The organism is Paenibacillus xylanilyticus, assembly GCF_009664365.1.
GTDB lineage: Bacteria > Bacillota > Bacilli > Paenibacillales > Paenibacillaceae > Paenibacillus > Paenibacillus xylanilyticus_A.
Window position 1 is genome coordinate 540,563 of the sequence record NZ_CP044310.1, and the last position, 24,717, is coordinate 565,279.

A 24,717-nucleotide genomic window follows, 5' to 3' on the forward strand; every position below is an offset into this window, starting at 1 on the left:
CCTTAGGTGGTCACCATATCGCCGCCATTGATATGAATGCATTCACCGGTTACGTACGACGAATCACGCGATCCGAGATAAACATAGGCCGCTGCCAGCTCATATGGTTGGCCTGCACGACCCATTGGCGTTTCGGTTCCAAATACCTGCACATCTTCAGCAGAGAAGCTGGAGGGAATGAGAGGGGTCCAGATTGGACCAGGAGCTACACAATTAACCCGAATTCCCTGAGAAGCCAGTGATTTGGCGAGTACGCGTGTCAGCGAGACAACAGCCCCTTTGGTTGAGGAGTAGTCAATCAGCTGCACATTGCCCTTATAGGCTGTAATGGAAGCCGTGTTGATGATGGAAGCTCCTTTGCACATATGCGGGAGAGCAGCCTGAATCAGAAAAAAATAGGAAAACACATTCGTCTGGAACGTATGATAGAGCTGTTCCTCCGTAATGTCGACAATACTCGGCTGCACATACTGCACCGCATGATTGTTGACCAGAATATCTATTTTCCCGAAAGTTTCCATTGTAGAACGAATGACCGCATCACAGTTTTTCTTCAGCCGAAGGTCGATCTCAATGAGCAGACAGCGCTGGCCCAGCTCTACAATACGATCCCGAGTCCACTCGGCATCCGTCCGTTCATACAGGTAAGCAATGACAATATCGGCACCTTCCTTGGCATAAGCAATGGCTGCGGCTCTGCCGATTCCACTGTCCCCACCCGTAATGATGGCTACTTTGCCATCCAGTTTGCAGCTGCCAATGTAAGCCGGATCCTCGCTAATGGGTTCAGGTACCATGAGTGTTTCCAGACCTGGCTGCCGATCCTGGTGCTGGGGTGGAAATGCCAGTTTTTGCTCTTTGCAGACCGTCTTCTCACCATAAAAAGGGTAGACAGGATTCATTCGTTTTGCATCCTCCTCGAGCATTCATTGATATGCCTAAGCTATGCGTTCGCCCAGAAGAAGGTGCGGTGAGAGAAGAAGTCATTTGTTTTTTGAAGGAGAAATATACCATAATAAGGATGTGAGTAATCAAAATAGTGGAGGTGTCAGGAGCGAGTGAATATACAGGGAATTAATCATCTGTGCTTTTCCGTATCCAATCTGGAACGATCCATTACCTTCTATGAGCAGGCTCTCGGTGCCCGGATTCAAGTGAAGGGCCGCAAGCTGGCGTATTTTGAACTGGCTGGTCTCTGGATCGCTTTGAATCAGGAGGATGTTATCCGCAATTATACGGAACGAACCTATACACATATTGCCTTCACCGTGAAGGAAGAGGAGTTTGATACCTCTGTGCAAGAGCTAAAGGCAGCAGGGGCCGATATTCTTCCTGGCAGAGCGCGCAATCCCAGAGATGCAAGGTCTGTTTATTTTACCGATCCCGATGGTCATCTGTTCGAACTGCACACAGGCACCATGAAACAAAGACTGGATTATTATCGTGAAGATAAACCACATATGACTTTTTATACATGATAACGCAATGTAAATGGAGGTAAATGGGGATTAACGTATTTAAAGTCACTGCAATTATCCGTAAAATACGTCTTAGGTTCGCCGAGTATATACGATATGGTCTGCTGCCAAATCATACACAAGGAGAGATGGACGTGGAGAGTAAAGGATTCAAGCTGCAAGGAATTGCAAGTGGACTCTGTATGGCAACGGTTGTGGTCATTTCATTCTTTACAGGGCAGCTTCAAGCTTCAGGAGGAGTTCTGCAGCCTCAGGGAGACTTGAGCCATGTATATAAACATATTCAGGAAGAGGTAACTCCACTCGATTTGAATGATCCTGTCCCAGATTTTAAATCCGTTTAGAAATAATGGAAAACGGGTCTCCAGTTCCGAGAGCCCGTTTCCGAAAGTGGATCTGACTTACAACTGTGAGTTGTTAGGTGAAGATCAGGATCACATTTATCTGATATATGACTTGTAGTCATCAAATTCCATTTTTTGTTTTTGCTTGCTTAACTGAAGTATCTGGTGGCTGATGTCAGCCTCACGTTCGGCATGAATACGTTTTAGGAGATCGTGGCTCATCCGAAGAAAATAATATCCTTCATCAGAGTTGTCCTTCTCATGGAATACCAAGCCGAGGAGACGATATAATTTTGCCCGTAGGACCCCTTCATCTCGCAGCTCCAGCAACTGTAGAGCTTCTTTGATGACAGTCTCTGCTTGCTGTAGTTCGCGCTCTTCCAAATAAATTTTACTGATTTCCTCCAATATGGAAGCCTTCTTGTGGGGCAGATTGCGTTCGTCGTAAATTCCGGCGCATTCACCCAGCAAGGGAAGGGCTTCTTTTTTTTGCCCCATATGAAGCTGTATGACCGCAAGGTTATGGAGCGCCAGGACATAGGACTCACTTCTTGCCAGTTTATATGAATCTACCGATTTTTTGGTCCAATCGTAACTTAACTGCATGTGATCGTCTTGTTCAGACATATAATAGGCTTTTCCCAAACCAAGCGTAATCTCACCATAGAGCTCCGGCTGGCCTGCCATGCGGGCTTCTTTCTCTGCCTTGAGATAGAACTCCAATCCCTGATCAACGTTTCCTAGACGCAAATGGGTAGTTCCAAGATAGATCAGCGCGCGTATATGTTCATCCTGTAGGTATTTTAGTCGGCTGCTGTAGGTATACGCCTGTTCATAAAATTTGCGGGCAGCATGGAACAACTCAGAATGAAAAGCTGCGCGTCCCATTTCCAAATAGTACTGGACAATTCGCTCTCTATCTCCGGTGCGAGTTACGATAAATGCTGCGGCTTCACCATTGTCCAAGGCCTGACGGTATTCTCCCAGTCGATTATAGCTTCGCATGATGAGAAGATAGGCTTCAGTCTGGTCGAGTACATCTTTGGTCAGTGTGAGCACATTATGGGCCATCCGGATGCAGGCACGATCGTTGCGCTCCTTATAATACAACTTTGCCTTATCCAGTACGGCTTCTCCAATATCGGTATCTGTCGCTGTACTTTCCCCCAAAAAATACTCCATGGGTGTATTCAATCGTTTGGCTATGATTTTCAACATTCGCTGAGAAGGAACGGCTCTGCCTTTTTCGATGAGACTGATATAAGAGCGTGTCATATCCTCGCCTGCCAGTTGTTTTTGGGATAGTCCAAGCTGCTCCCGGATTTCCCGGATTTTAGGTCCGAGCATGATCATTTCACCGTCCCTTAAATAAAGATTGAGATATTACTAGCATTGTGATTTGTATGTTGATCATGTGGTGGGCAGAAGCAGGGGGTAAGGAGTGTAAGAGGTCCATTTACCTCCATTTACAGTTTAAATACGATTTGGAAGATTATAGAATGATAGTATCTTAGATGAAAGGAGGAATACCAATGGTCATTAAAGCGACTCCAATTACATTGGAACAATTGAAAAACAAAGAACTGGAAGCGACCCAATCGGATGTGAACGTGCTGGATGAAACACGTGAAGTCAGTGCTCGTGCGGCAGCAGCTCGTGCAGCGGCAGCCCGTGCAGCAGCGGCCCGTGCAGCAGCAGCCCGTGCAGCAGCAGCCCGTGCATAATCTCCTATACTTATTATTACATGATGGTTAGATCAATAGATGAGAGCTTCTGAACGAAGCTCTCTCCCTGTATTCAGAGCGCTCCGTATGAAGGGTATAACGAGGTGTCCGAAACCGATGCATATCAACCAAATCTGGTCTTACATTCCGGAGTTCGCTGTTCCTGTCCGGGAGTTAAATGAACATCTTGGACTCAAAAATGCTCAGACCAAAGTCATGGAGAAAATTCATGGTCTGAAACAGGTCCGGCAAGATAAGGGCGGTGATCTGACTTCACTTCTCGGGCGTGTGCTCGCCCAGGTGGTCAACAGTCCGGAGGTCGTTCCGTCTTCCATTAAGTATATCATTTATTGTCATACAATTCAGGAAAATTTCCCCTTTCCTATGAAGGTGCTTCAAGGCTTGAAACAAGCGTACGGGTTGCAACATGCAATTGCTTTTTCGCTGACGCAGCAAAATTGCGCTTCGGGTCTAATTGCATTGGATGTCGCCGCCACGTTGTTGCCTTCACTGGAAGAGGATGATCATATTTTAATCTTGACGGGTGAAAAAACATTCAGTCCCATTGTGCAGCTTATCCCCAACACAACGGTTATGGGAGAGGCTGCCGCGGCTGTTCTGATTGGAAATTCCAACAGCGGAAGCCGGATGATCGGACTAATGAATGTGACCTTGGGGCAATTTTGCAATGTGCTGACAGGGGATCCGGAGACGTTAAAAGAATTTCAGGACATTTATACACCACAGTTATGTGAAGTAATTGTCCAGGCAGTCAACCAAACCGGGCTCACGATGCAGGATATACGTTATATTGTTCCGCATAATGTGAATCTCTCTTCATGGAAAAAGGTTGCTGCAGCGTTGTCTTTTCCGTTGGAACGTGTATACACCTCCAATGTGCCAGAGATCGGACACTGTTTCTGTTCCGATCCATATATCAATCTGAAAGAAATTTCAGATTTGCAACTTCTACAGAGGGACGACTACTATTTGCTCGTCACCGTTGGTCTTGGAGCTACATTTAGCGTGGCAGTAATGCAGTATGCAGGAATGGGAGGTGGCGTAGTTGACCACGCTGTTATCTGACTTTTCGATCAAGCTGAAGCGTGCACTCACAGGTAGAGAGGATGCCGTATTGGTTTATCTGAACAATTTCGAAGTCGAGGAATACTGGAATGAGCAAGGGGTACTGAAGCTACCTTCTCTAAGTATTGGATCTGCTTCAGACGTAGTGAACCGGATGGAGGAGCTGGGTGTCTTTCTCGCAGGAGAACAGGACGTTGTTCTGCTGAAGAGTTTGCCAGATCCCGGTTTTGTGGCAGATGCCCGCGCGGTTGGATTCGGGCGTTCCCGATTTATTGCAACAGAGTCCAATGAACCAGGGATGAACATTACTGCCAACATCCTGCATTGTCCGCGTACGTTGGAGAAGCTGCACGAACTGGCTCATGATCGTAGCATTCAGACGTATCTGGTCCCGTTCGGGGTTTCAGATCAGGAAGAAGAGTTATCCCGTCTGACAGGCATTCCTCTTGCAGTGCCCCCAGCGAATGTATTTCGTAAGGTCAATGACAAGGGTTATGCCCGTCGTCTTAATGCCGAACTTGGTATTCGCCAGATTCCAGGCTGTGAATGTTCTTCACTGGAAGAGCTGTCCTCAGGATTTGAACAATTGAAGTCTGCGCTGGAACAAGGAGGCAGACTTGTATTGAAAGATTCGATGGGTGTATCAGGGAAAGGCATTACCGTTATTGCTGAGGAGTCCCGCTTCCGCAAATGCATGAGTTTGCTCGAAAAGCAGGCTAGCAAAAATGGGACAAGAACAGTCAATTATGTATTGGAACAATGGATGAACAAGACCTGTGACTTGAACTACCAGATTTTAATTGACCGAACTGGCGAGATTGAGTTTCTCGGTGTTAAGGAATCCTTGGTTGAACAGGGAGTGCACCAAGGGCATTTAATGCCGCCGCGCCTGGATAATAACCAGATGGCAGTTATTCAGGAAGCTGCATTTCGCATCGGAGCAGCACTTCATAGAGACGGATATTACGGCATAGCCGGTATTGATGCCATTCTCGATGAAGACGGAAGTGTGTGGCCGAACCTGGAAATCAATGCAAGGTTTAATATGTCTACCTATCAGATCAATATCCAGAACCGCTGGATTTCGGATGGCATGTTCGGACTGGCTAAGAAATATGCACTCCGGCTGAATGAGAAGCTGAAGTACGAGGACTTACGGTCTGTGCTTGGACAGCTGCTGTTTGATCCATTAAAAGGCGAAGGCTTGCTGATTAACAACTTTGCTACCGTTAATGCTGCATTCAAAAGCACAGGCAGCCTATTCTCAGGCCGTCTGTATGGCGTAATTATTGCGCATTCGGAGGAACAGTTGCGAGCAACTGATATTGCAGTGGAAGCAGCACTAACTACCATAAACGAGGTGAAATAAATGTCAGGGGAATACCATATTCAGCAAGTTGCCATCTCCGAAATTGCTGGGCGCTTCGGCACACCATTGTATGTATATGATGGCGATGTATTGGAGCAAGTCTATCAGGAACTTCGAGGATTGCTTACGCCAAAAGTAGAGCTATTCTATTCCCTTAAAGCCAATCCCAATATCTCCATTGTTCATTTGTTGCACGAGCTTGGAGCCCGGGCTGAGGTTTGTTCCATGACCGAGTTACATACGGCGCTTGAAGCGGGTGTGAAGCCTGAGCATATTATTTTTCTAGGACCAGGTAAGAGTGCTGCTGAGATTATTGCATGTGTAAGGCAGGGCATTTACGCCATCGTATGCGAATCATTTCAGGAGCTTGAGCGCATTGAAGCAATTGCAGCGGAAGAAGGGCGAGTTGTGCAGGTCGCACTGAGAATCAATCCTTCGTTTGCCGTAAAAGGATCCCGTCTGACCATGGGCGGCAAACCGCGCCAGTTTGGTATCGACGAGAACCATGTGATTCAAGGAAAGGAAAAGTTTGAACGTTGCTCACATGTGGATATTATGGGACTGCATGTCTATATGGGGACTCGCATGCTTGAAGTGGAGCCCATTGTGCAAAATACACGCCACATTTTGGAACTGGCCGACCGGATTGAGCAGCATTTGGGCATCAAACTGCGCATGGTCGATGTGGGTGGGGGGTTGGGAGTTCCGTATCATGAAGGGGAAGAGCCGCTGTCCGTGGGTTCGTTAACGGAGCAATTGAATCCGTTGTTTGATGAATATAAATCGAATCATCCTGACACCCGTTTGTTTATGGAGCTGGGACGTTATCTGGTGGGCAAAAGCGGTATGCTTGTGAGCCGTGCACTGTATGTTAAACAATCGTACGGAGAAACCTTTATCGTTACGGATGGAGGGACGAACTGCCATATGGCAGCAGTCGGTATCGGATCGTTTGTGAAGCGGAACTTTCCGATCGCTTCTCTGACACGTTATGGTGAATCCCCGGTAGCGGAGTACAACATCACGGGACCACTCTGTACCCCAAACGATGTGATTGGTAAACGAGTGAATCTGCCTTATGTTGCTCAAGGGGATCTGATTGGAGTTTTTCATTCTGGTGCTTACGGTCCTACAGCTTCTCCGACCCATTTCCTGAGCCATGGCAGCCCTGCAGAAGTGATGGTCAGCGGGGGAGAGGTGCATCTGATTCGGGAGAGAGATACACCTCAGGATATGCTGGGCAAACAACGTTTAATCCATGTTTCACCGTCAGCAGTAACTAACTTATGAGGAGAGATGATAATCATGACCACTGCATTATTGCTTGAAGAGATTAAGGGAGCCCTTGCCGAAGTGTTGAATATGGAAGCGGACCAGGCTATTAACCTAAATACGTCTTTATTTGACGAGCTTCATCTGGACTCTACTTCCGTTCTGGAGCTGTTGATGACATTGGAGGATCGGATTGATGGTTTGGAAATCGACCCGGATGAATTGGAACCCGATGTTTTTGATACAGTGGGTTCACTGGCTGCATACATTGAGAAGCAGCTTGTAGCTGTCTGATGGCGGCGCCTGTTGCCATCCGGGACATGAAAGTCAGGCTTTTTGCAGACAAGCAGCCTCCGTTTGAGCACCCGGAGTTATTGCGATTCCACGAGGATATGCTAGCGAATTCACCTGTAGAGGCTCGCTTCGAACTACTGAAGGAGCGCAATAACAATGCTTACCATGACATGAGCACAGAACTTCTCGAAGAAACCGGGATTGATCAGATCATGAAGGAGGTCGATATTCTCCTGCTTGCTTACAATTTCCCAAACATACGCCCCGATATTTCAATTGTAAATTATTTAATGGACCGCTACCAAGCCCGTTTCCTCAGCTTTGCTGTGAATGATCTGGGTTTTGGTGCTCCTTTTGCCGCACTGCATATGCTTCAGCATTATTTGAGCAATGGCGGCTATAAAAAAGGCATGCTGCTGGTCATGGACCAAACGGCACTTCCCTATGAAACGGATGACTTCAGTGAAGCTCCAGGTCCAGATACAGCCGCGGTCATGGTTCTGGATCAGTTGTCAGGAACAGGTCTTTCTCTTCTGGGCGTAGAGATGAGGTATGCAGAGGAATCGATTGAGGAGACGGCAGCACGGGTGCTGGATGGATTATGCAGCCAGGTTTCCGTTGATCCGAAACAGATTGCCTTATTGGTTCATCCATTACTGGAGCAGCAGGTGAAGGGAACCTCATGGTTCCATGAAACAGGCCGGAGAGGAAGTTATGACCCTTCGCGCTGGAGTGCTGCCCCGTTCTTTGCTCTCGAAGAACTTCTCCAGGAGAGAGACAGGTATCAATATGTATGTCTGATGCATCTGGAGCAGGCGGATTCATTTGTCTACGCACTCCTCATTCATACAGGCGAGGCAGAATAGATGGAGTTGTAATCCGGAGGAGGCAATGAATATGGGATTCGGCATTGTGGATATCGGCGTATATTTGCCCGATCAGGTCGAGGAACCTGAAGTCATACTGGAAAAGATGGGGCTGGGTAAGGGGGAACTCCAATTACTGCGTAAGTACCATCGACTGAAGGGTGTCCCTATTACTGATCCAAATCGATTCCTGGATGAATCGATGATTCAGGCCATCCGTCACCTTGAGGATAGGCATCCTCTGCCTGCAATAGACCTCGTCCTTTTTGCCCACTCTGCTCATGTGCAGGCACCTGGAGATTATATGCCTTTACAGCGGGCTCTTCGTCAGTTCGATCTGGAACATGTGCCGTTCTATAGCATCTCACATATGAACTGCGCTTCATCGATAGCCGCTCTTCAATGGCTTGAACGAATATCCCTTACGCAGCCGGAGATTGGCCATGTGCTGTTGGTTTGTGCCGATCAGTTCAATTTTTTGCCATCAGAATGGAGATATATCCGCAAATCGACGATATTGGGTGACTCTGCTGTAGCTGTCCTGCTAAGTAGAGATGAGGGGAAGCATGTTGTACAGGCTACTCACATGTTAAGAGATACGCGGTTCCATAACGGATATTATGCCGAGGCAGAAGAGATGGCGTCGTTTAACAAGTTGTATGTGGATCATATCATTCAAGGCATGGAAGAGCTGCTGTCAGCGGAGGGATTGACACTTCGGGACGTGGATCATATCTTTCCTCATAATGTGAATTTCACGACCTGGAAGGAGTTCTCCAAACGTACGGGTATTGAGCAAGAACGGATCTATCTGGACAATATTCCCCGGATCGGGCATACGTTCTCAACTGATGCGTTCATTAATCTGAGTTCAGGGTTGGAGAGTAATTGGGTATGCCATGAGGGACGGTCCGTACTGGTCAGCATTGGGCTGGGCAGCTTTTTTGGATTTGCACTGATTGAGCATGGAAAGGGCAGATAACAAGCATGGAGGAGGAGTGTAAATGTCAGTCGTGGATTCACATGTGGCAGGTACTGCGCCCGATGGAGTCAATTCAGCGGGACGCGCAGTTCCTTCTATTGCAAAACTGTTGGAAAGTGCAACAATACGATACCAAGGGCGCCCGGTATTCCTTTCCCGAGGGACGTATGTATTGGTTACCCGCGAGCTGGTTGAAGAGCTGCCTTTCGTCTGGCATGAAGGAACTGGCCGCATGTATGAATGGAATCATATCCAGGTTAATCAGGTGGGCGATCCAATGTTGGAACCATCTCTTCAGCTGTATCACATCCAGGTGCCCATTGGAACAGAACAAGATGAGAGCTTGCTTAAGGAGCAGGCATTCGATACGACTGATCTGACGAAGCAGATGCTACAGTTCCGCGTGGAACTGTGCAGGGCAGGATTGGAGCAAGTACGATTACATTTGTCCATTCGCACATCAGGGGGTCAGTCCACCCTTCAGCATCAGTTAGTGAAGGGCATGATAGCCGACATTTTGACGGTACTATACATGGCTGAGACTGTGCCTTCAGGACCATTCGCCATGGATCAAGCTCATATTTCACCCGATCGGACCATTACCTGGGTACATCGAGAGCTTGATGAGGCTTTCCGTCTTGTCCAGCGTCTTGGTGGTGGATTCGGTTACCTGAGGCAGGGGATATCAGCCTATGTGTACACCGGTCAACTGGTCAAAAATATAATGCTGGATGCCAGGGAGGACTGCCAATGATAGAACCATCCACAATTGCTGTATTTGAACAGGAAATGAGGAAGTATGCAGCCGAATTGCGCGAAATCGGCCTTGTAATAGATCGTGAGCCTGAGCGGATTAATGAATTCACGAATCTGGAATCCATACGAACCATTAATCGCATGATGATCCCCCCGGAATATGGAGGTGAGCCCATCGTGACTGTAGGCCAAGAGCGATATTATGGACTTTCCTGCCTGGAGAGGGTGATCGCCATTGAGCAGCTTTCGGCAGGTGACGCAGGTGTTTTTCTGGGGAGTCCAGGTCCGTCCATGTCCAGCGTGATTATTTCGGCTCTGGCGGATCCACAGCAGAAGGAACGGTATTATTCTCATTTTCTTAAAGGAACAGCATGGTCTTTCTTTGCTCTGACAGAACCTGAAAAAGGTTCAGATGCCACCGAAATTGGCACACGCATTTCACGTAATGGAGAAGGCAGGCTGGAGCTAAACGGACAAAAGTTTTATATCGGAAATGGGCACCGTGCCAGCATTGGACTGGTATTTGCCCAGACGAACCGAACGCCGCTGGGAATACAGATTGCGCTGGTAGACAAGTCAATCAGTGGCTTTACTGCGAAGCCGCTCGATACGATGGGTGTAAGAGGGGTACAGCTAAGTCACCTGACGTTTGATGCTTGTCAGCTGGAGGAGCACGATATAATTGGACGTCATCTAAGTCCGACCAAACGCGGATTGTGGGGGGCTCTTCAAACCTTTCACCGGATGCGGCCGGGCGTAGCAGCACTCGCTTTAGGTGTGGCTCAAGCAGCGTTTGATTACGTCAGAGAGCAGAGATCCTTCTTCAAGGAAAGGGAGCAGCTGGAGCTGGAGCAGATTGAAATGCGATTGCATGCACTTCGCAGCATGATTCGCAGTGCAGCAGCAGAGATTGATGCAGATGTGCAGAAAGGGTATCTGGCTTCCCTTAGCAAAATCCGGGCCGGAGCCCTTGCCGAGGAGGCAACAGAGCTTGCACTGGATCTAATGGGCCCGGGTTCCATGCATGAGCATCCGTTATTGAATAAGTGGTATCGCGATGCAAGGGCTTTTGAGTTCATGGAGGGCACCACCTCCATCCAGAAGATTAACGTCTTCCAGGCCTACGCTAACGGAAAAATGAAGCATGCCTGATGTTCATAGCCTCAACCGCCGGACGTCTGTATTTGTAAATCATATCTGTTGGGTTACTGCTGAAGATCACTTGTATACCTTGGATAAACCGGATGTGGAAGATTACGATTACCTATCTCCACATATATATATGGAGGAACACTATTATGGAAAATCCACTTTGCGTACCCGATCCCTGTTATCCGCTGGAAGGCGTGTAACTGCAGGGGATCTTGCGCTCATTGCCATGGAATCCTTATCTGAAAATGCAGAACAGTGGGATGTGTTGATATTGGCGCAGACTTATCCTGATCGTTATGCAATGAATCCGCCACTGGCTCGAATCCTGGAATCGACTTCATGGAAGGTGGATTATCCGCTTGCTTTTTCCCATCTGGGAGCACTGGCGGGTTTAGAAGGAATTCAGGCAGCTCGGTGGACATTGATGGGAGATCAAAGGGGAGCACTGGTTCTAACGGAGCAGCGTGTACTGGAGAGTGGAGTTTTAACGAGGCAGGGATGCTCGCAAACGGGTGTACCGGGAGAACGATCGGATATGGCTGTGGCTTTGGACTTAAGCAAGGAGATGGGAGCACTGGAAGTGGACTACATGGGGAAGGTATCCATGAATTCAGCTGAAGGAAGGAGTATCTCCGAAAAGGTCGGCTCTATTCTTGAAGAGCTGATGAAGTCCTGTCAGGCAAATCACGTGATTGTCCAGTCTAGCCTGGCATCACGCATATGTATAGACGGAGAACAGCAGCTTCATCCAGTAAAAACTTTTGGAATACCCCATAGAGATTATCAAAGTGGTGATGTATGGATACAGCTTGGAGAACAACTTCAGAATGGAAGCATTCGTCCAGGTGAACATGTTCTGCTTGTCGCTTGGGATGGAGGCTGTTTGTTGTCTGCGTCCTGCGCATTTGTTACAAGGCAACCCAACCTCTCGAAGCTCCCGCTTCACTCGGAAATCGGAACAACATGACATGAGGAGGTGCTTGACCGTGCAAGGCCTGGATTATACTTCTGGATCCGTGAACAGATTGTTGATTCGCACCGCAATACCAATGCTTCTCGCTTCTTTGGTCAATGTCACAACGCAGCTGGTTAACGTATTCTTCATGGGCCATACAAGCCAGACCGTACTGTACGTGTTATCGCTCTATATCCCCATTTCCTTCGTTATGATTGCCATTGTGGAAGCAACACAGCTGTCTGTTCAGGTTGCTGTATCCCGCAGCCGAGCAGAGGGTTCCCCATACTTTACGCAGTTGTTTGCCCACATGATGGGCAGTGCAGGAGTGTTGGCCATTGTAATGGGGGGGCTGGTGATGCTGCTATCACCCTTGCTGTCCTGGTTTTATGCCGTTCCGAGTGATGTCCAGCCGCTGTTTGCATTCTATGTAGCTGGCATGGTGGCTGCAGGTGTGCCTGCTGTACTCGCAGCAGCCAGCGGGGCTGCCTTGAGAGGACTTGGCAGGGCACAAGCCGCCTCGTGGAATGCTGTTGGTACGGCGTTACTGAATATTCTGCTTGTGTATTGGTTTGTCTCCGTAGTTGGTTTCGATCTTAAGGGGATTATCTATGCCAATCTCATTTCTTCCACGTTATCCCTGCTTATCTCTGTTCTCATTTTATTTGTGCGGAAAGAACTGGTTTCTGTAAGGCTTGCGTTTGTACAGAGGCACCTTATTGCGCTCCGGCAGGTCGGCATTCCGGTATTTCTCTCGTACTGTCTAATCTTTGTAAGTACATTTTTCTTCAATAAAATTGTCAGCCATTTTGGTGAAGGGGTCGTGGCGGGATTCGGTGTGGGTTACCGCATACAGACCATGGCAATCTTGCCTGGCATAGTCATCGGGTCCGCCATTGGAATTCTGATTAATCATAACCTTCAACAGGCACATCGGCCGAGAGCATATGAAAGTTACCGCAGAGGCCTTATGCAGTCATTTATCATTTATGTCGTAATCTCTGTAGTGATCTGGATCTGGCGTGAGCCTCTTACCGCTCTTCTGATCGCGGATCCCGTATCCCGTACTGAAGCTGCACGGTATCTTGCGATCGTTGCCCTTTCCTATCTCACCATGGGTCCCATGATGACCACTTTGCTTACCATGGAACAGAGTGGAAGGGGGTATCAGGCTCTCTTATTAAACGCGGTTTATTTCCTGCTTATCATTACGGCAGGTTGGGTGTTAACGCGAGTATTTAATGAGGTTGTCTATTTTTATAGTGTGATAGCTTCCGTTAACGCGGCCAGTCTATTCTGCCTCATACCCGTACTTCGGATGTTCAAGCGTGAGTACGCAGAACAGTCTGTACCCGGAGGGGTAGGTCTGGAAGGGCAGGAGGTCATAAACGGCCAGAGTTATTCAACACAGTCATGAAATAAATTATTAAATAACAGGGGGCTCTCTTATGAAAGATCTGGAACCTGTATATCTGGTGCATCGCCTCGGGGATGCATTAATCGCTGCTGATAACTCGTTCAGCCAGTTTTATCAGATCGAGCCAGCTGAAGAACTGGAACCGCGCCTTGTACCGCAGCTCGCAGGTATTGCACCGCCAGTGGTCCCCTTTTTTTCACTGGAGCCACTTGTTAGCCACGTTTCTCCTTGTCTGTATATTCTGGGTATACCTTATGCTGGAGGTACGAGCATGGAGGAATCCAAGGTTGGGGAGTTTGAACAAAGTCTGCGGGCTGAATCCTGGAAAAAGGTATTATACCCGGCCCTGACAGAGTCCCGGTTATCGGGGTTAACTGATATTGGCAATGGTCAGCGATTGCTTGAATTCATAGCCATGCAGGATCTGGGCTCCTGCGTACCCTGTGAACATGAGGGAGATTACTTTTATATGGAAGGACTCCAATCAGCACTGAATTACACTCAATCAGAAAAGGCTTTATTGTGCTGTATTGGTGGCGACCATTCCATCACGTATTCCATTCTGAAATCCATGCTCAGCCAAACGAGCGGGAAGATTATTTTGGTTCAGTTTGATGCTCACCATGACTGCGGGGTAGATGCCATTCATCAGGAGCAGGTGAACCATTCCAATTTTGTTAGGCATTTGCTTGATGAGGATAACATTGCTGCGATTGTACAAATTGGCCTGCGTGGCCTGCGCTCTTTGGATCAGATGTACAGTCATCCTAAGTTGATCCAGATTTCGGCGGAGCAGATGACTCCGGAGAAAGTACGTACAGTTCTGGCCGAGACTCAGCAGAAACATCAGGCAGAAGCGGCGTATTTATCGTTTGATCTCGATTGCCTTGATCCAGGAAGTTTTCCTTATGTCGATTTTCCCATTAGCGGAGGACCCACCTGGTTTAATACCCGAGATTGTGTTATTTCTGCATTGGAGTCGCCTTTGCCCTTTGTCGGATTTGATATGGTGGAGGGACAAGGAGTGGAACATGAGGTGCAGATTCCTGGTCAATATGAGATAGCTTTGAGGATGCTCACCTACATGATGGATGGAATGTACCGGAATTGGGAACGCCACAGGAACGATACCCATGAAGCTGTTGGCGTGTCATTAGCAGGGAGTTCAGTTTCAATCTCACAATTTTCGAAGGAGACAAGCCGATGATGGATTTCAAATCATTGTACACCTTGCATCATGAACAGGTCGAAGACGAGCTGCATAAGGAACGGGTGGAGGGAATCCATTTGGGTTCATTCTATGCCTTGATGAACATTGTTAAGGAATTCAAACCGCTACAACCAAAGGTGGCTGCTGAATCCATCTGGATTGATTATCTTGCCTTCTTGCGTACCATTGACGAACACAAAAAAAGTCCGTACTCCTTTCTGGAATGGGATGAGGTGGAGGGACGTGAACATCTACGGGCCACCTTACAGGAAGGTGGTGCACTTTTAACCTGGCATTATGGGTTTGTCAGACACAATATGATTACGATTGGACAAGAGATTCGTGCAGGTCACATGTCGGCCAAACTTCCATTTTACCTCATTGCAGAGCGGGAAACGGTAGAACAGGAGAAGAAGCTGTCCGGCTGGGATGCCATCCGAAAGTATGCGGGAGCAGAACTGCTTAATGCAGAGGATGAGATGATCGGGATCAGGCTGTATTCCCACCTGCGCAAGGGAGGATCCTTTAGTCTTTTTGTGGATGGACAGACCGGATACAATACGGATAATCATGCGGCAAACATCCCTTTTCTCAGTTCACGGATTCGTACCAGAAGTGGAATCTTCCGTATTCTGGCCAAGACGAAGAAGCCGGTATGCCCTTATTTTATGACGTTAACCGAAGACTTTCGCTCCAAAATTGTGTTCCTTCCACCTGTCATTCTGGATGAGGATGTCCCATTTGCTGCCGACCGAATTTACGAACCATTTCGCAAACAGCTGCTGGCACAGCCGGCTTTATGGCGTTTTTGGGACAGGCATCATCAGCAGGTTGTTCAGTGGGGAGATGAGGAAAGGCCTGATACAACTGACACAGCCAGCCAAGTCGATTGGATATCCAGGCCGCTAGAAGGTTTTGGCCAACTTGGCCTGAACACAGTTAGCGGTACAGTCTATAGTCTGGACTCATAGCTGGAATGAAAGGAGGAGCAGGGATGCAGTCTTTTATGACAGAGGAACGTAACAACTTGTCAGCGCACATTTTGTCCACGCACAAATATGCCAATCACTATGTACATATCAGTCTGATCAATCCACAGAACAGCATACCCGCAGCGGCATTTGTTGTAATTGTCCGTCTTTTGATGAATCATTCCCGAAGGTTTCCGTCCAGATCTTTGATTCAAAGACAGCTATGGTCGCTGAATGGTGCTGAATTCAGATATCAATTTGAGTACAAAGGGGACAATCAGATAGCGACTTTGATGCTTCGTGTGCCTGATGTATCTGGTTCCATGCCTGAAACAAACCTAAAGCATGCGCTAGAATTCCTTGCAACTCTACTTTATGAACCAGCTTTTGGAGATGAAGGAAAGTTCGATGAGAGTAAGGTACAGGAAGCGATTGCATGGGCTCAGCAGCATAGGGATTATGATTCATCCGAATGGGACAAGGTTGTGCAGGGGCGATGTCTGGAATGGCTGGGGTATGAGGACATAAGCAGGCTGCAGCAGCTTGAACCAACGGAACTGTTTGCTGATGGAGTGGAATGGGTTCAGTGGTACCGGATGTTAATCCGTAACCCCATTCATATTCATGTGGTTGGCAATGTGCAACGTGATCGGATTGCAAACCACATTTGGGATCAATTTATAATTCGAGACCCCGATGCATATACCGTACGATTCGCCGAACAAAATCAGGCAGGGAATGATGCCCGGCTGCCGAAGGTGCACTCACTGGCTGAAATTCACCAGATGCCGGAGAAGCAGGAGCATCCAGAGGTTCAACAGGAGGCAGGATCCATGATGATGGAATTGATGGATATCCACCAGTGCAAAATCAATGTTGCCTACAGCACAGGCATTCGGTTCGGATCGCCTTTATATCCTGCTTTGTTTGTATTCCACACATTATTTGGTGCCACGCCTGCCTCCCGTCTTCAGATTGAATTGCGAGAACGGCAGCAGAGGGTGTATCAGATCAGCAGCCAACTTGATGATTATCGGGAAACCCTGCATATTACGACGGGGACCAGCAGCGCTAATGTGGCTGAAGTTCTGGAAGGCATCGACTCCGAGTGGAGCAGGCTCTGTGATGGGGAGATTTCTGTGAAGGAGCTGTATACAACGGTTCAGAATGTGATGCATTTTGTGCAGGTTGGTTTCGATATGCCGCAGCAGATCATTGCCAATCATATAGATTTTATTCTGACCGGAAGTGAAATGACTACGGCCCAATTTTTACAGGGGATTGCTGAAGTTACCCCCGAATCTGTGGTATCCGTTGCCTCTGGACTGAAGAAGCAGGTCACCTGGATTCTTTACCCCGAGAATGAATATTCCGCATAGTCACAAGGAGGTGAAAGGATGAATATTACCGTGCCTCATGCCCCTTTTCGTCGTCGTTTATCCAATGGGCTGTTTGTAAATATCTTTCCGCAGCCGGATTATCGGCACACGTTTGTTTCATGGTCTGTGCCTTATGGTTCGATTCATGATATCGACGCAGCGGGTACTGCCCATTTTCTGGAGCACATGATGTTCTATAATCCGGATAAACAGGATCTAAAGGCATTGTTTCACGCTGAAGGTGCTTCAACCTCTGCATTAACACGTTACGATGTAACGACTTATCAGTTGGCATGTACAGGCAATTTGATTAGCAGTTTGGAACTGTTAATGAGTACGCTTGCGACCCCGTACTTTACCCGAGAAGATGTGGAGCGTGAAAGGGCGGCCATTCACCAGGAGCTGGCGATGTACGAAGATCAGCCGACTTGGCTGGCTTTGCAGCAGATGCTGTTGATGATGTATGGCGCAGGGCACCCAATTGTTAAGGATGTTGCGGGTACAACAGAGAGTGTCGACGCTGTAACCATAGAAGGATTGACCGCAGCGTATAACACACAATACCAAACTTCCCGTATGGCCGTTTCTGTGGCAGGGCCGGTAAATCCTTTTGAAATCATGGATCTATTGGAGAGATATCCGGCAGATGTACAACAGAGGGCGTTCCACGCTCCGTTCAGTCAGCCTGCTCAGAATCAGGAGGGGAATGATAATTATCGGGAAATCCATTACGGATTGCCCGTGCCGCTTGTACGCTTCGGTTTTCGGGCAGGGAGCCCGCCTACGCGGTTGGAGGATCAGGCAGCATTGATGATTGGTTTGGAAGCATTGCTGGGTGAGACATCAACTTTTTTTGCAGATTGTGTGTCATCAGGTTTACTTGGCAACGGAACCGAATGGGATCACTACTACAGGCAGGATTTTGCCTTTTCCAATGCTTGTGGTTACTCTGTGGCTCCGTACGAATTGTATCATAAGGTTGCCGAGCAATGCCGCCGTGTTACTGTTGAATCCTTCTCCCTGGATAATCTTGAACATGCCCGTATGAAGTGGATGAGCAGCTATTATGCAGATATGGATTCATTAAAAAAGCGCTGCATGCACATTTCCGAATATGAAGTGATCGGACTGAATTACATGCAATTGGGAGAGTGTGCGATGGCTTTGACGGATGAGGAGGTTCGGGTTCAACTGAAACGTATGGTGAATCCCGAGGATCTTCAAATGTCGGTTGTTCGTTAGCTATACAGTTGTGAAGGAGGCGGATTATCCTGATGCAGAGTGTATGCTTAAGAACGCAGGATTTTATGCTAGACATGGGTTTCTTCCCATCAGGTGCTAGGTCCACAAGTTTTCGGGCAGATGAAGTACACATCTGGACATGTCCTCTTCCTGATCAGGAGGAGGACTCTTTGTCGACATTGGATATGGACATGTTTCTATTAAGTCCGGATGAAAAGGAACGCGTACATAGCAAAAAGAAGACATCTTTACTTGCAGCCCATAGTTTGGCGATCTCTAGGACTTTTCTGAGATATGTACTAGCACACTACATGCGTGAGAAAGCTTCGAATATTTTGATCAAATATGGTGCAGCAGGCAAGCCATATGTTAAGGGAGGACCACAGTTCAACCTGTCTCATACTCAGGGAGTATCTGTGCTTGCAGTAACTGCACACAACGCGCTTGGCGTTGATGTGGAATATGTACGTCCACTGCTACACAAGGATGCCATCATCAAGCGATTTTTGACCGAAGATGAGAGACAATATGTACTGGAAAATAGGAGTGATGAGCATGAAACTAGAAGGCGGCTATGGCATGTGCTTACGAGAAAAGAGGCTTGGATTAAGGCTTGTGGTCAGTCGTTGTGTGGACGATGGCGATCACTAAACACATGGTGTGCCAAGAAGGATGATCGGGATGTGAGGGCGCTTGAGGGACAGCAGTATGTGTTGCAGTCACTGGATGTAGGTCAGGACTACTCCGCCTCCCTTTGCGTGACAGGAAACAGAAAAGCCTCTGTACGTTGGATGAATACAACGGAGGGCATAAGACGTTAGCAACAATGATAAAGGAATATGACATGAGTATTGTGTAAACAATGGAATTTCCTGTAATATGGACAAATATACCTTAATTCACCACCGTTAAATACTTTTGTTCATTCCTAAGGAGGTTTGTCATGCTTCAGTTTCCCAAACCGGATGTAGAGCAGTATTTCCAGACGTATCGCATTTCGCACTTTGCCGTATCGGCTGACGAGAAACGTTTGTTTTTTGACAGCAATCTGAACGGTGAACCGAATATTTGGGCGATGGATCTGCCGGGTGGCTACCCGTATCCCTTGACGTATTTGAACCAGAGCAGTCAGTTTATTAAGCCTGATCCGCTTGGGCGTCATATTCTCACGGGGTTTGATCGGGACGGCGATGAGAACTACCATCTATATGCGCTTAAACCGGAGGGTGGCGTGCCGCTGCCCATTGTGCCTGCTGAGCCGAATGACCGCTGTTATTTCTCGGAATTGTCCGAGGATGGACAGCGACTGTATTACGTGACGAGTGCGGGTAACCCGAATTATCTCAATTCACGTCGACGCGATCTGGAAACAGGTGAGGATGTGCTATTGTACAGCGGGGAAGAGGCTACAAGCTACTTGGTTGCGGTAAGTCCTGACGAGAAGAGCTTCGTTATTGTGAAAATGTATTCCAATACGTATCAGACAGCCCACCTGCACTTGGAAGGGGAGATGATATCCATTCTGCCCGATTCGGAGAGACAGAGCCAGGTATCTGAAATTCTATTTGCAGATGACCATCGCCTTTTGCTCGTCACCAATGATAAGGAAGAATACTCTTATGTGGCTGAATATAGACTGGATACCCGCGAGTTCCGACCTTTGTGCAAAATTGAAGGGGAGGACGTGGAGATGATTCGCTGGCATAAGGCATCGGAGACATTGTATTTCTGGACGCTTACAGGTACGGAAAACCGAATGTACATCCTGGGCAAAGATGCTGCACAGCCGCGTCGTCTCGACATGCCTTTGGATACGGTAGAACAGACGCGCGTAACCAAAGCGGGCAATGTGTACATTCTTGGGCGGGGTGCGATTCAGCCGCATAATATCTACCGATTGACTGCGGGGAGTGATTCTTGGGAATCACTCACGGCCAACCGGGTGACAGGGCTTGATCCGGATGATCTGGTCTATCCTGACCTGGTTCGGTACAACTCCTATGATGGGCTGGAAATCGAGGCACTTTTCTTTAAAGCCAAGCCGGAGCAGGCCAACGGTTACACGGTGTTCTGGCCGCATGGTGGACCACAGGCCTCCGAGGCCAAGTTTTTCCGGCCGATGTTCCAGCTGATGCTGGCACAGGGCTATCATATTTTTGCGCCAAACTTCCGTGGAAGCACCGGATATGGTGCCGAGTTTGTGAAGATGGTAGAGAGAGATTGGGGCGAGGGGCCAAGGCTTGACTGTGTTGCCGGCATACATTGGCTGTTTGACCAAGGCATCTCCTCACCGGATCGCCTGTTTGTGGTTGGAGGCAGTTATGGCGGGTACATGACGCTGCTGCTTGCGGGTCGCCATCCCGAGCTGTTCCGGGCAGCAGTCGATATCTTTGGGCCAAGCAACCTGTTTACGTTCCTGGAATCGGTCCCTGAGGATTGGAAACCGATGATGGATAACTGGCTCGGTGACCCCGTCCGTGACCGTGAGCGGCTAACGAAGGACTCGCCCATCACTTATCTTGACCAGATGGTGAATCCGATGCTGGTCATTCAAGGCGCGAATGATCCAAGGGTTGTGAAGGCCGAATCGGATCAGATCGTGGCGGCACTTCAGGATAAGGGCGTAGACGTGGAGTATATCGTATTGGACGATGAGGGTCACGGCTTCTCCAGAAAGGCGAATGAGATTCTTGTGTATCGGCGGATGCTGGAGTTTCTGCAGAAGCATCAGGAAGCGCCTGTAACGCAAGCCCAAGCTTAACTTATCGTCTAACAATGTAGATAGCAAGACACGATAAAAAAACGACCGAAGCAGGGGCAGTCCCTGATTTCGGCCGTTTTTTTGGTTTATTCTTTTTCGTTGCATACAGATCGGCTGCTCTAATCAATTAATCCAAGCACAGAATCGATATAGCGCTGTGCCCAGACTGCAAAAGGCAGATCCGCCTCCCATGTGACCCGATTGGTTGCTTTGGCTTCGCCCCATACGAGAATACGCTGATAGAGCAGATGGATCCCTAAACGAACGGCGAAGTGTTTGCATCGCTCTTCATCGTTAGCGCAGACAAGTTCCCGGTAAGTGTGCAGAAAACGTTTGGCGAGCTCAGGCTGATTTTTATGTATATACATGGCTGTCATTTTGGTCAGATCTGCCGTACCGTCCCCGAAATAAGAAGTAGTAAAATCGAACAGGCCGCTAATGCGCCAGTCGGAAGCATGGCTGCCAACCTTCTGGATGACAAAGTTCTCCACCTTGAAATCGCCCATGACAAATCCCGGAACGGGCATGGCCTCAAATGCAGCCTCTGCAAGCCTAAGCTGTTCGTCCACCCAAGCTATATCTGCATCCGTAATGACAGAGTACTTCTGGGCATCCAGCAGCCAGTGACGGATGGTTCCATACAGCCAGTCGAGATAAGTACCCGCAAAAGGAACGATTCGTTCTGCTATGGGGTCATACTCGCCTGCATCCGGTACTTTCCATCGATGCAGTTCGACCAGGCTATGGGCGAGCATGGAGGCAATCTCTTCTTGCTCATCCTGCCCGAGGGCGGCCTGGAGCGAAGAATCATACAGGTGTTTTCCCGGTAAACGGGGCATGATCGCGTAACTCCAGCCCAGCAAGTCCGTGTTTTTTTGCAGCAGGTAGGGGACGGGTACAGGAATAGCGGCGTGCTCAGCTAACTGCTGTGCAAAAAATTGTTCTTCCTGCAGCTGCCCAACATACAGCGGGTTGCCCTTCAAAATATACTCCCCTTGAGAGGTACGGATGAGCAGTGTCTGGCCCATGACTCCCTTTTCGGTTTGTTTATATTCTTCAAGGATTCCCAGGTCGAATTCATGGAGTGCTTCTTGAAGTGAAGAGAATGAAACATCGCCAATTTGGTTGGTAGCAAAATAAATTCGGGTTGTCATAAGGGCCTCCTGCCGGTTTAGTCCTCGTCCTCTTCATCCAGATCAAATGTTTCCTCATCCACCAGTCCACGAACAAATGCTTCAAAGTTGGGTGCCAGGTAAGTGATCTCATAGTCATCTTCCTGATCTACATGGACAACGCAGGGCTCCCCCTGCGGGCCACAGAAACGATAATCCAGCATCACGACGTCATGACCGGCAGATGGACAGTCACAGATCACAATGCCCAGATCAGGGTATCCCCAGTCCTCAATCATGAAGCGACTTCCCATTTCTCCGGCAAGGGAATAGGACTTGATATGCCCAATGCCCATGATGCCGGAAATGGCGATATGATCTTCCGCCCAGGATGTAGCTTCTTCTGTAGGGAAAACGGTGCGTGCAGGAACTCCACCATTTTGAGTGTTCATTAATTGAATATAGGAAGCAGGCAGTTTGTACCCCAGTTCCTGCTCGGTAGAGATGATTTGGCTTTCATCAAAAGGAGAAGAAACATAGCTGCTCTGTGCATAGTCACTCTGCTCCCAAAATGTGGAGGGATCATAGGAGCCTGAAGCTGCTCTAAGATGGTTCTGCATTCCACTTTGGTCCCATTCAGCCAGCTTCTCTAGATGATGCTGCCGGTCTCGCTGCATTTTGATAAGTTTGGAACGGGTTGAACTCAAAAACTCGAGTGTTGATTCGTCATAGGGCTGAAGCCGGTCAGCCTGTTCAAATGCTTGTAATGCCTGATCGTATAAGGCCATATGGTAATAGGCATAACCCAGACGAAATTGCCAGAGTGGATCCCATTTGCCTTGTTCTTCAACAGACTTAAGCTGCTGAATGGCTTCACGGTGCCGTGCACTATTGTTATATGCTCTCGCTAGATGACCTGTCAGGTCATAATTCCGATCGGGTACAGGGATCTGTTCAATGCGTTTGATAATGAGACCAAACAGGTCCTGTTCGTGCCAGGTGTTCAATTGATCAAGCAGTTCTCGTTCCATCCTTTAGCCTCATTTCAATAGGAGATTCAAACCTTCTCCATTATATCCCAGAATTTTCATCCATGGGGAGAAGGGTACAAAACGTAACAAAAACACTCCCATAGAGGGAGTGTTATATGGATATATTGTGTCTTCTGTTCGCAATATCTGAACTTACAAATCGTCGAATCCGTTGTCGTCGCCGACTTTACCATAGTTACGGGATTTCGCCTCGAAGAAGTCTGTTTTTGTTGCATTGAGTGCTTCATCAGAGAAAGGCTTGATCCAAGGCATGCAGTTTACATCGACGCCTTCGTATGCTTTATCCATGCCCATAAGACGCAGACGTTTGTTGGCGATGTATTTGATGTAATCTTCCAACTCGTTCAGGTCAATTCCACGAACATTGCTGAGCGTGTAGTGTGCCCAGTTGGTTTCCAGCTCGACAGCACGGTCGATTGTTTTATAGATATAGTCCATGTTCTCAGGTGTGTTCAGTTCAGGGAAATCAACAAGCAGCTGTTTGAACACTTCAGCGAAGAAGTAGCAGTGCTGATTCTCATCACGCTGAATGTAAGAGATCATCTGGCTGGTTGCCATCATCTTCTGGTCACGAGCCAAATTGTAGAAGAAGGCGAATGTACTGTAGAAGAAAATACCTTCAAGTACGAGGTCGGCTACCATGGCTTGGAAGAATGTCTGTGGAGACGGCTCGTCCCGGAAGCTTTGATAGATATCGGCGATAAACCGGTTGCGGTCAAGCAGTACGGGATCATTTTTCCAATATTCAAAAATCTCTTTTTGCTCCCGCTCAGATACGATGGAAGACAGAACGTAGGAGTACGATTGGTTATGAACGACTTCCTGTTGTCCGATAATGGCCGAGATCGCTTCGAGGGAAGAATCGGTGAAGTAGCGTTTAACATCACCTACAAACATCGTTTGCATGGAATCGAGTACAGCCAGCAGGGAAATGTTGATTTTGAATGTACGCTGTTCTTCCGGATCCAGTTGGGCGAATTGGGAAGCATCCTTCGACATTGGAATTTCGTCAGCGATCCAGTGGTTGAGCAGCAGTACTTTGTACAGCTTGTACATATGAGGCATACGAATGTCGTTCCAGTTCAGAATCCCGGAGCATTCACCTTCAATAATTCGAGTCGATTGGTTAGGTGCTTCTGTATTGAAAATTTTCTGTACTTGCATAATCCGTTCACTCCTCAATTCAAACTTTTAGTTCAGGCATCTATATCAACATCGCTGGGATGCTGTGATCGTAATTTGGGCAAAAAAGTACCAGGGCAGCGCCATTTTGCAATCAAAACAGGATGCCCTGG

24 protein-coding genes are annotated in these 24,717 nt (G+C 48.0%); 19 read left to right on the top strand and 5 right to left on the bottom strand.

Annotation, left to right across the window (positions count from 1 at the left end):
• Positions 1-2 precede the first annotated feature (2 nt).
• A complete protein-coding gene (locus F4V51_RS02565; RefSeq protein WP_153976719.1) occupies positions 3-902 on the bottom strand; it encodes an SDR family oxidoreductase in 900 nt (299 codons plus the stop codon).
• Between the two features lie 156 nt (positions 903-1,058).
• Here F4V51_RS02565 and fosB point away from each other — a divergent pair, with 156 nt between their 5' ends.
• Together fosB and F4V51_RS02575 are read left to right on the top strand one after the other, a co-directional pair.
• Positions 1,059-1,478, top strand: a complete 420-nt coding sequence (gene fosB, locus F4V51_RS02570; RefSeq protein ID WP_153976720.1) for a metallothiol transferase FosB — start codon at positions 1,059-1,061, stop codon at positions 1,476-1,478.
• 23 nt (positions 1,479-1,501) lie between these two features.
• Positions 1,502-1,822, top strand: a complete 321-nt coding sequence (locus F4V51_RS02575; RefSeq protein ID WP_162009877.1) for a hypothetical protein — start codon at positions 1,502-1,504, stop codon at positions 1,820-1,822.
• Positions 1,823-1,918: 96 nt separating this feature from the next.
• On the opposite strand, the gene F4V51_RS02580 is transcribed toward F4V51_RS02575, so the two are convergent.
• Positions 1,919-3,169, bottom strand: a complete 1,251-nt coding sequence (locus F4V51_RS02580) for a helix-turn-helix domain-containing protein (RefSeq protein ID WP_162009878.1) — start codon at positions 3,167-3,169, stop codon at positions 1,919-1,921.
• A 185-nt stretch (positions 3,170-3,354) separates the two neighbouring features.
• Between F4V51_RS02580 and F4V51_RS28785 the strand changes: the two genes are divergently transcribed.
• From F4V51_RS28785 to F4V51_RS02660, 17 genes are all read left to right on the top strand, one after another.
• Positions 3,355-3,546, top strand: coding sequence for a hypothetical protein (locus F4V51_RS28785; protein ID WP_153976723.1), 192 nt, complete (start codon positions 3,355-3,357; stop codon positions 3,544-3,546).
• A 117-nt stretch (positions 3,547-3,663) separates the two neighbouring features.
• Entirely contained in the window at positions 3,664-4,632 is a 969-nt protein-coding gene (locus F4V51_RS02590) for a 3-oxoacyl-[acyl-carrier-protein] synthase III C-terminal domain-containing protein (protein ID WP_162009879.1), read from the top strand.
• On the top strand, positions 4,613-6,001 hold the full coding sequence (locus tag F4V51_RS02595; protein WP_153976725.1) for a preATP grasp domain-containing protein: 1,389 nt from the start codon (positions 4,613-4,615) through the stop codon (positions 5,999-6,001). Before F4V51_RS02590 ends, F4V51_RS02595 begins: the two co-directional genes overlap by 20 nt.
• A complete protein-coding gene (gene lysA, locus F4V51_RS02600; protein WP_153976726.1) occupies positions 6,002-7,291 on the top strand; it encodes a diaminopimelate decarboxylase in 1,290 nt (429 codons plus the stop codon). It begins immediately after the preceding gene.
• 15 nt (positions 7,292-7,306) lie between these two features.
• Complete coding sequence (locus tag F4V51_RS02605) at positions 7,307-7,567, top strand: acyl carrier protein (protein ID WP_153976727.1); 261 nt, start codon at positions 7,307-7,309, stop codon at positions 7,565-7,567.
• Positions 7,567-8,433, top strand: a complete 867-nt coding sequence (locus tag F4V51_RS02610) for a hypothetical protein (protein WP_153976728.1) — start codon at positions 7,567-7,569, stop codon at positions 8,431-8,433. Before F4V51_RS02605 ends, F4V51_RS02610 begins: the two co-directional genes overlap by 1 nt.
• A gap of 31 nt (positions 8,434-8,464) precedes the next feature.
• Positions 8,465-9,415 carry a ketoacyl-ACP synthase III family protein gene (locus F4V51_RS02615; RefSeq protein WP_162009880.1) on the top strand — a complete coding sequence of 317 codons (951 nt, stop codon included), beginning with the start codon at positions 8,465-8,467 and terminating at the stop codon, positions 9,413-9,415.
• Positions 9,416-9,437: 22 nt separating this feature from the next.
• Positions 9,438-10,169 carry a hypothetical protein gene (locus F4V51_RS02620; protein WP_153976730.1) on the top strand — a complete coding sequence of 244 codons (732 nt, stop codon included), beginning with the start codon at positions 9,438-9,440 and terminating at the stop codon, positions 10,167-10,169.
• Positions 10,166-11,323, top strand: coding sequence for an acyl-CoA dehydrogenase family protein (locus tag F4V51_RS02625; RefSeq protein ID WP_153976731.1), 1,158 nt, complete (start codon positions 10,166-10,168; stop codon positions 11,321-11,323). Before F4V51_RS02620 ends, F4V51_RS02625 begins: the two co-directional genes overlap by 4 nt.
• Positions 11,316-12,290, top strand: coding sequence for a hypothetical protein (locus F4V51_RS28750; protein ID WP_162009881.1), 975 nt, complete (start codon positions 11,316-11,318; stop codon positions 12,288-12,290). The genes F4V51_RS02625 and F4V51_RS28750 overlap by 8 nt, the downstream gene beginning before the upstream one ends.
• Before the next feature lie 19 nt (positions 12,291-12,309).
• On the top strand, positions 12,310-13,695 hold the full coding sequence (locus tag F4V51_RS02630; protein ID WP_162009882.1) for an MATE family efflux transporter: 1,386 nt from the start codon (positions 12,310-12,312) through the stop codon (positions 13,693-13,695).
• 31 nt (positions 13,696-13,726) lie between these two features.
• On the top strand, positions 13,727-14,902 hold the full coding sequence (locus tag F4V51_RS02635; RefSeq protein WP_153976733.1) for an arginase family protein: 1,176 nt from the start codon (positions 13,727-13,729) through the stop codon (positions 14,900-14,902).
• A complete protein-coding gene (locus F4V51_RS02640) occupies positions 14,899-15,876 on the top strand; it encodes a lysophospholipid acyltransferase family protein (protein ID WP_153976734.1) in 978 nt (325 codons plus the stop codon). The genes F4V51_RS02635 and F4V51_RS02640 overlap by 4 nt, the downstream gene beginning before the upstream one ends.
• 23 nt (positions 15,877-15,899) lie before the next feature.
• Positions 15,900-17,255 carry a M16 family metallopeptidase gene (locus tag F4V51_RS02645; RefSeq protein WP_162009883.1) on the top strand — a complete coding sequence of 452 codons (1,356 nt, stop codon included), beginning with the start codon at positions 15,900-15,902 and terminating at the stop codon, positions 17,253-17,255.
• A gap of 18 nt (positions 17,256-17,273) precedes the next feature.
• Positions 17,274-18,497 carry a M16 family metallopeptidase gene (locus tag F4V51_RS02650; protein WP_153976736.1) on the top strand — a complete coding sequence of 408 codons (1,224 nt, stop codon included), beginning with the start codon at positions 17,274-17,276 and terminating at the stop codon, positions 18,495-18,497.
• 170 nt (positions 18,498-18,667) lie between these two features.
• The gene (locus F4V51_RS02655; RefSeq protein WP_162009884.1) at positions 18,668-19,318 is read left to right on the top strand and encodes a 4'-phosphopantetheinyl transferase family protein; all 651 of its coding nucleotides are present in this window, start codon (positions 18,668-18,670) and stop codon (positions 19,316-19,318) included.
• Positions 19,319-19,440: 122 nt separating this feature from the next.
• The gene (locus tag F4V51_RS02660) at positions 19,441-21,258 is read left to right on the top strand and encodes a S9 family peptidase (protein ID WP_153976738.1); all 1,818 of its coding nucleotides are present in this window, start codon (positions 19,441-19,443) and stop codon (positions 21,256-21,258) included.
• 119 nt (positions 21,259-21,377) lie between these two features.
• Here the strand turns inward: F4V51_RS02660 and F4V51_RS02665 are convergent, their stop codons facing one another.
• The 3 genes from F4V51_RS02665 to F4V51_RS02675 all read right to left on the bottom strand — a co-directional run bounded on the left by F4V51_RS02665 (position 21,378) and on the right by F4V51_RS02675 (position 24,586).
• Positions 21,378-22,412 carry an aminoglycoside phosphotransferase family protein gene (locus tag F4V51_RS02665; protein WP_153976739.1) on the bottom strand — a complete coding sequence of 345 codons (1,035 nt, stop codon included), beginning with the start codon at positions 22,410-22,412 and terminating at the stop codon, positions 21,378-21,380.
• A 17-nt stretch (positions 22,413-22,429) separates the two neighbouring features.
• A complete protein-coding gene (locus tag F4V51_RS02670; protein ID WP_153976740.1) occupies positions 22,430-23,401 on the bottom strand; it encodes an SMI1/KNR4 family protein in 972 nt (323 codons plus the stop codon).
• 153 nt (positions 23,402-23,554) lie between these two features.
• Entirely contained in the window at positions 23,555-24,586 is a 1,032-nt protein-coding gene (locus tag F4V51_RS02675) for a ribonucleotide-diphosphate reductase subunit beta (protein WP_153976741.1), read from the bottom strand.
• Between the last annotated feature and the right edge of the window lie 131 nt (positions 24,587-24,717).

Coding starts and splice junctions, on each gene's coding strand:
- F4V51_RS02670 (WP_153976740.1), bottom strand. CDS start 23,401: ATGGAACGAGAACTGCTTGATCAATTGAACACCTGGCACGAACAGGAC.
- F4V51_RS02620 (WP_153976730.1), top strand. CDS start 9,438: ATGTCAGTCGTGGATTCACATGTGGCAGGTACTGCGCCCGATGGAGTC.
- lysA (WP_153976726.1), top strand. CDS start 6,002: ATGTCAGGGGAATACCATATTCAGCAAGTTGCCATCTCCGAAATTGCT.
- F4V51_RS02665 (WP_153976739.1), bottom strand. CDS start 22,412: ATGACAACCCGAATTTATTTTGCTACCAACCAAATTGGCGATGTTTCA.
- F4V51_RS28750 (WP_162009881.1), top strand. CDS start 11,316: ATGCCTGATGTTCATAGCCTCAACCGCCGGACGTCTGTATTTGTAAAT.
- F4V51_RS02640 (WP_153976734.1), top strand. CDS start 14,899: ATGATGGATTTCAAATCATTGTACACCTTGCATCATGAACAGGTCGAA.
- F4V51_RS02650 (WP_153976736.1), top strand. CDS start 17,274: ATGAATATTACCGTGCCTCATGCCCCTTTTCGTCGTCGTTTATCCAAT.
- F4V51_RS02580 (WP_162009878.1), bottom strand. CDS start 3,169: ATGCTCGGACCTAAAATCCGGGAAATCCGGGAGCAGCTTGGACTATCC.
- F4V51_RS02635 (WP_153976733.1), top strand. CDS start 13,727: ATGAAAGATCTGGAACCTGTATATCTGGTGCATCGCCTCGGGGATGCA.
- F4V51_RS02605 (WP_153976727.1), top strand. CDS start 7,307: ATGACCACTGCATTATTGCTTGAAGAGATTAAGGGAGCCCTTGCCGAA.
- F4V51_RS02590 (WP_162009879.1), top strand. CDS start 3,664: ATGCATATCAACCAAATCTGGTCTTACATTCCGGAGTTCGCTGTTCCT.
- F4V51_RS02610 (WP_153976728.1), top strand. CDS start 7,567: ATGGCGGCGCCTGTTGCCATCCGGGACATGAAAGTCAGGCTTTTTGCA.
- F4V51_RS02645 (WP_162009883.1), top strand. CDS start 15,900: ATGCAGTCTTTTATGACAGAGGAACGTAACAACTTGTCAGCGCACATT.
- F4V51_RS28785 (WP_153976723.1), top strand. CDS start 3,355: ATGGTCATTAAAGCGACTCCAATTACATTGGAACAATTGAAAAACAAA.
- F4V51_RS02675 (WP_153976741.1), bottom strand. CDS start 24,586: ATGCAAGTACAGAAAATTTTCAATACAGAAGCACCTAACCAATCGACT.
- F4V51_RS02575 (WP_162009877.1), top strand. CDS start 1,502: ATGGGGATTAACGTATTTAAAGTCACTGCAATTATCCGTAAAATACGT.
- F4V51_RS02565 (WP_153976719.1), bottom strand. CDS start 902: ATGAATCCTGTCTACCCTTTTTATGGTGAGAAGACGGTCTGCAAAGAG.
- F4V51_RS02625 (WP_153976731.1), top strand. CDS start 10,166: ATGATAGAACCATCCACAATTGCTGTATTTGAACAGGAAATGAGGAAG.
- F4V51_RS02660 (WP_153976738.1), top strand. CDS start 19,441: ATGCTTCAGTTTCCCAAACCGGATGTAGAGCAGTATTTCCAGACGTAT.
- F4V51_RS02615 (WP_162009880.1), top strand. CDS start 8,465: ATGGGATTCGGCATTGTGGATATCGGCGTATATTTGCCCGATCAGGTC.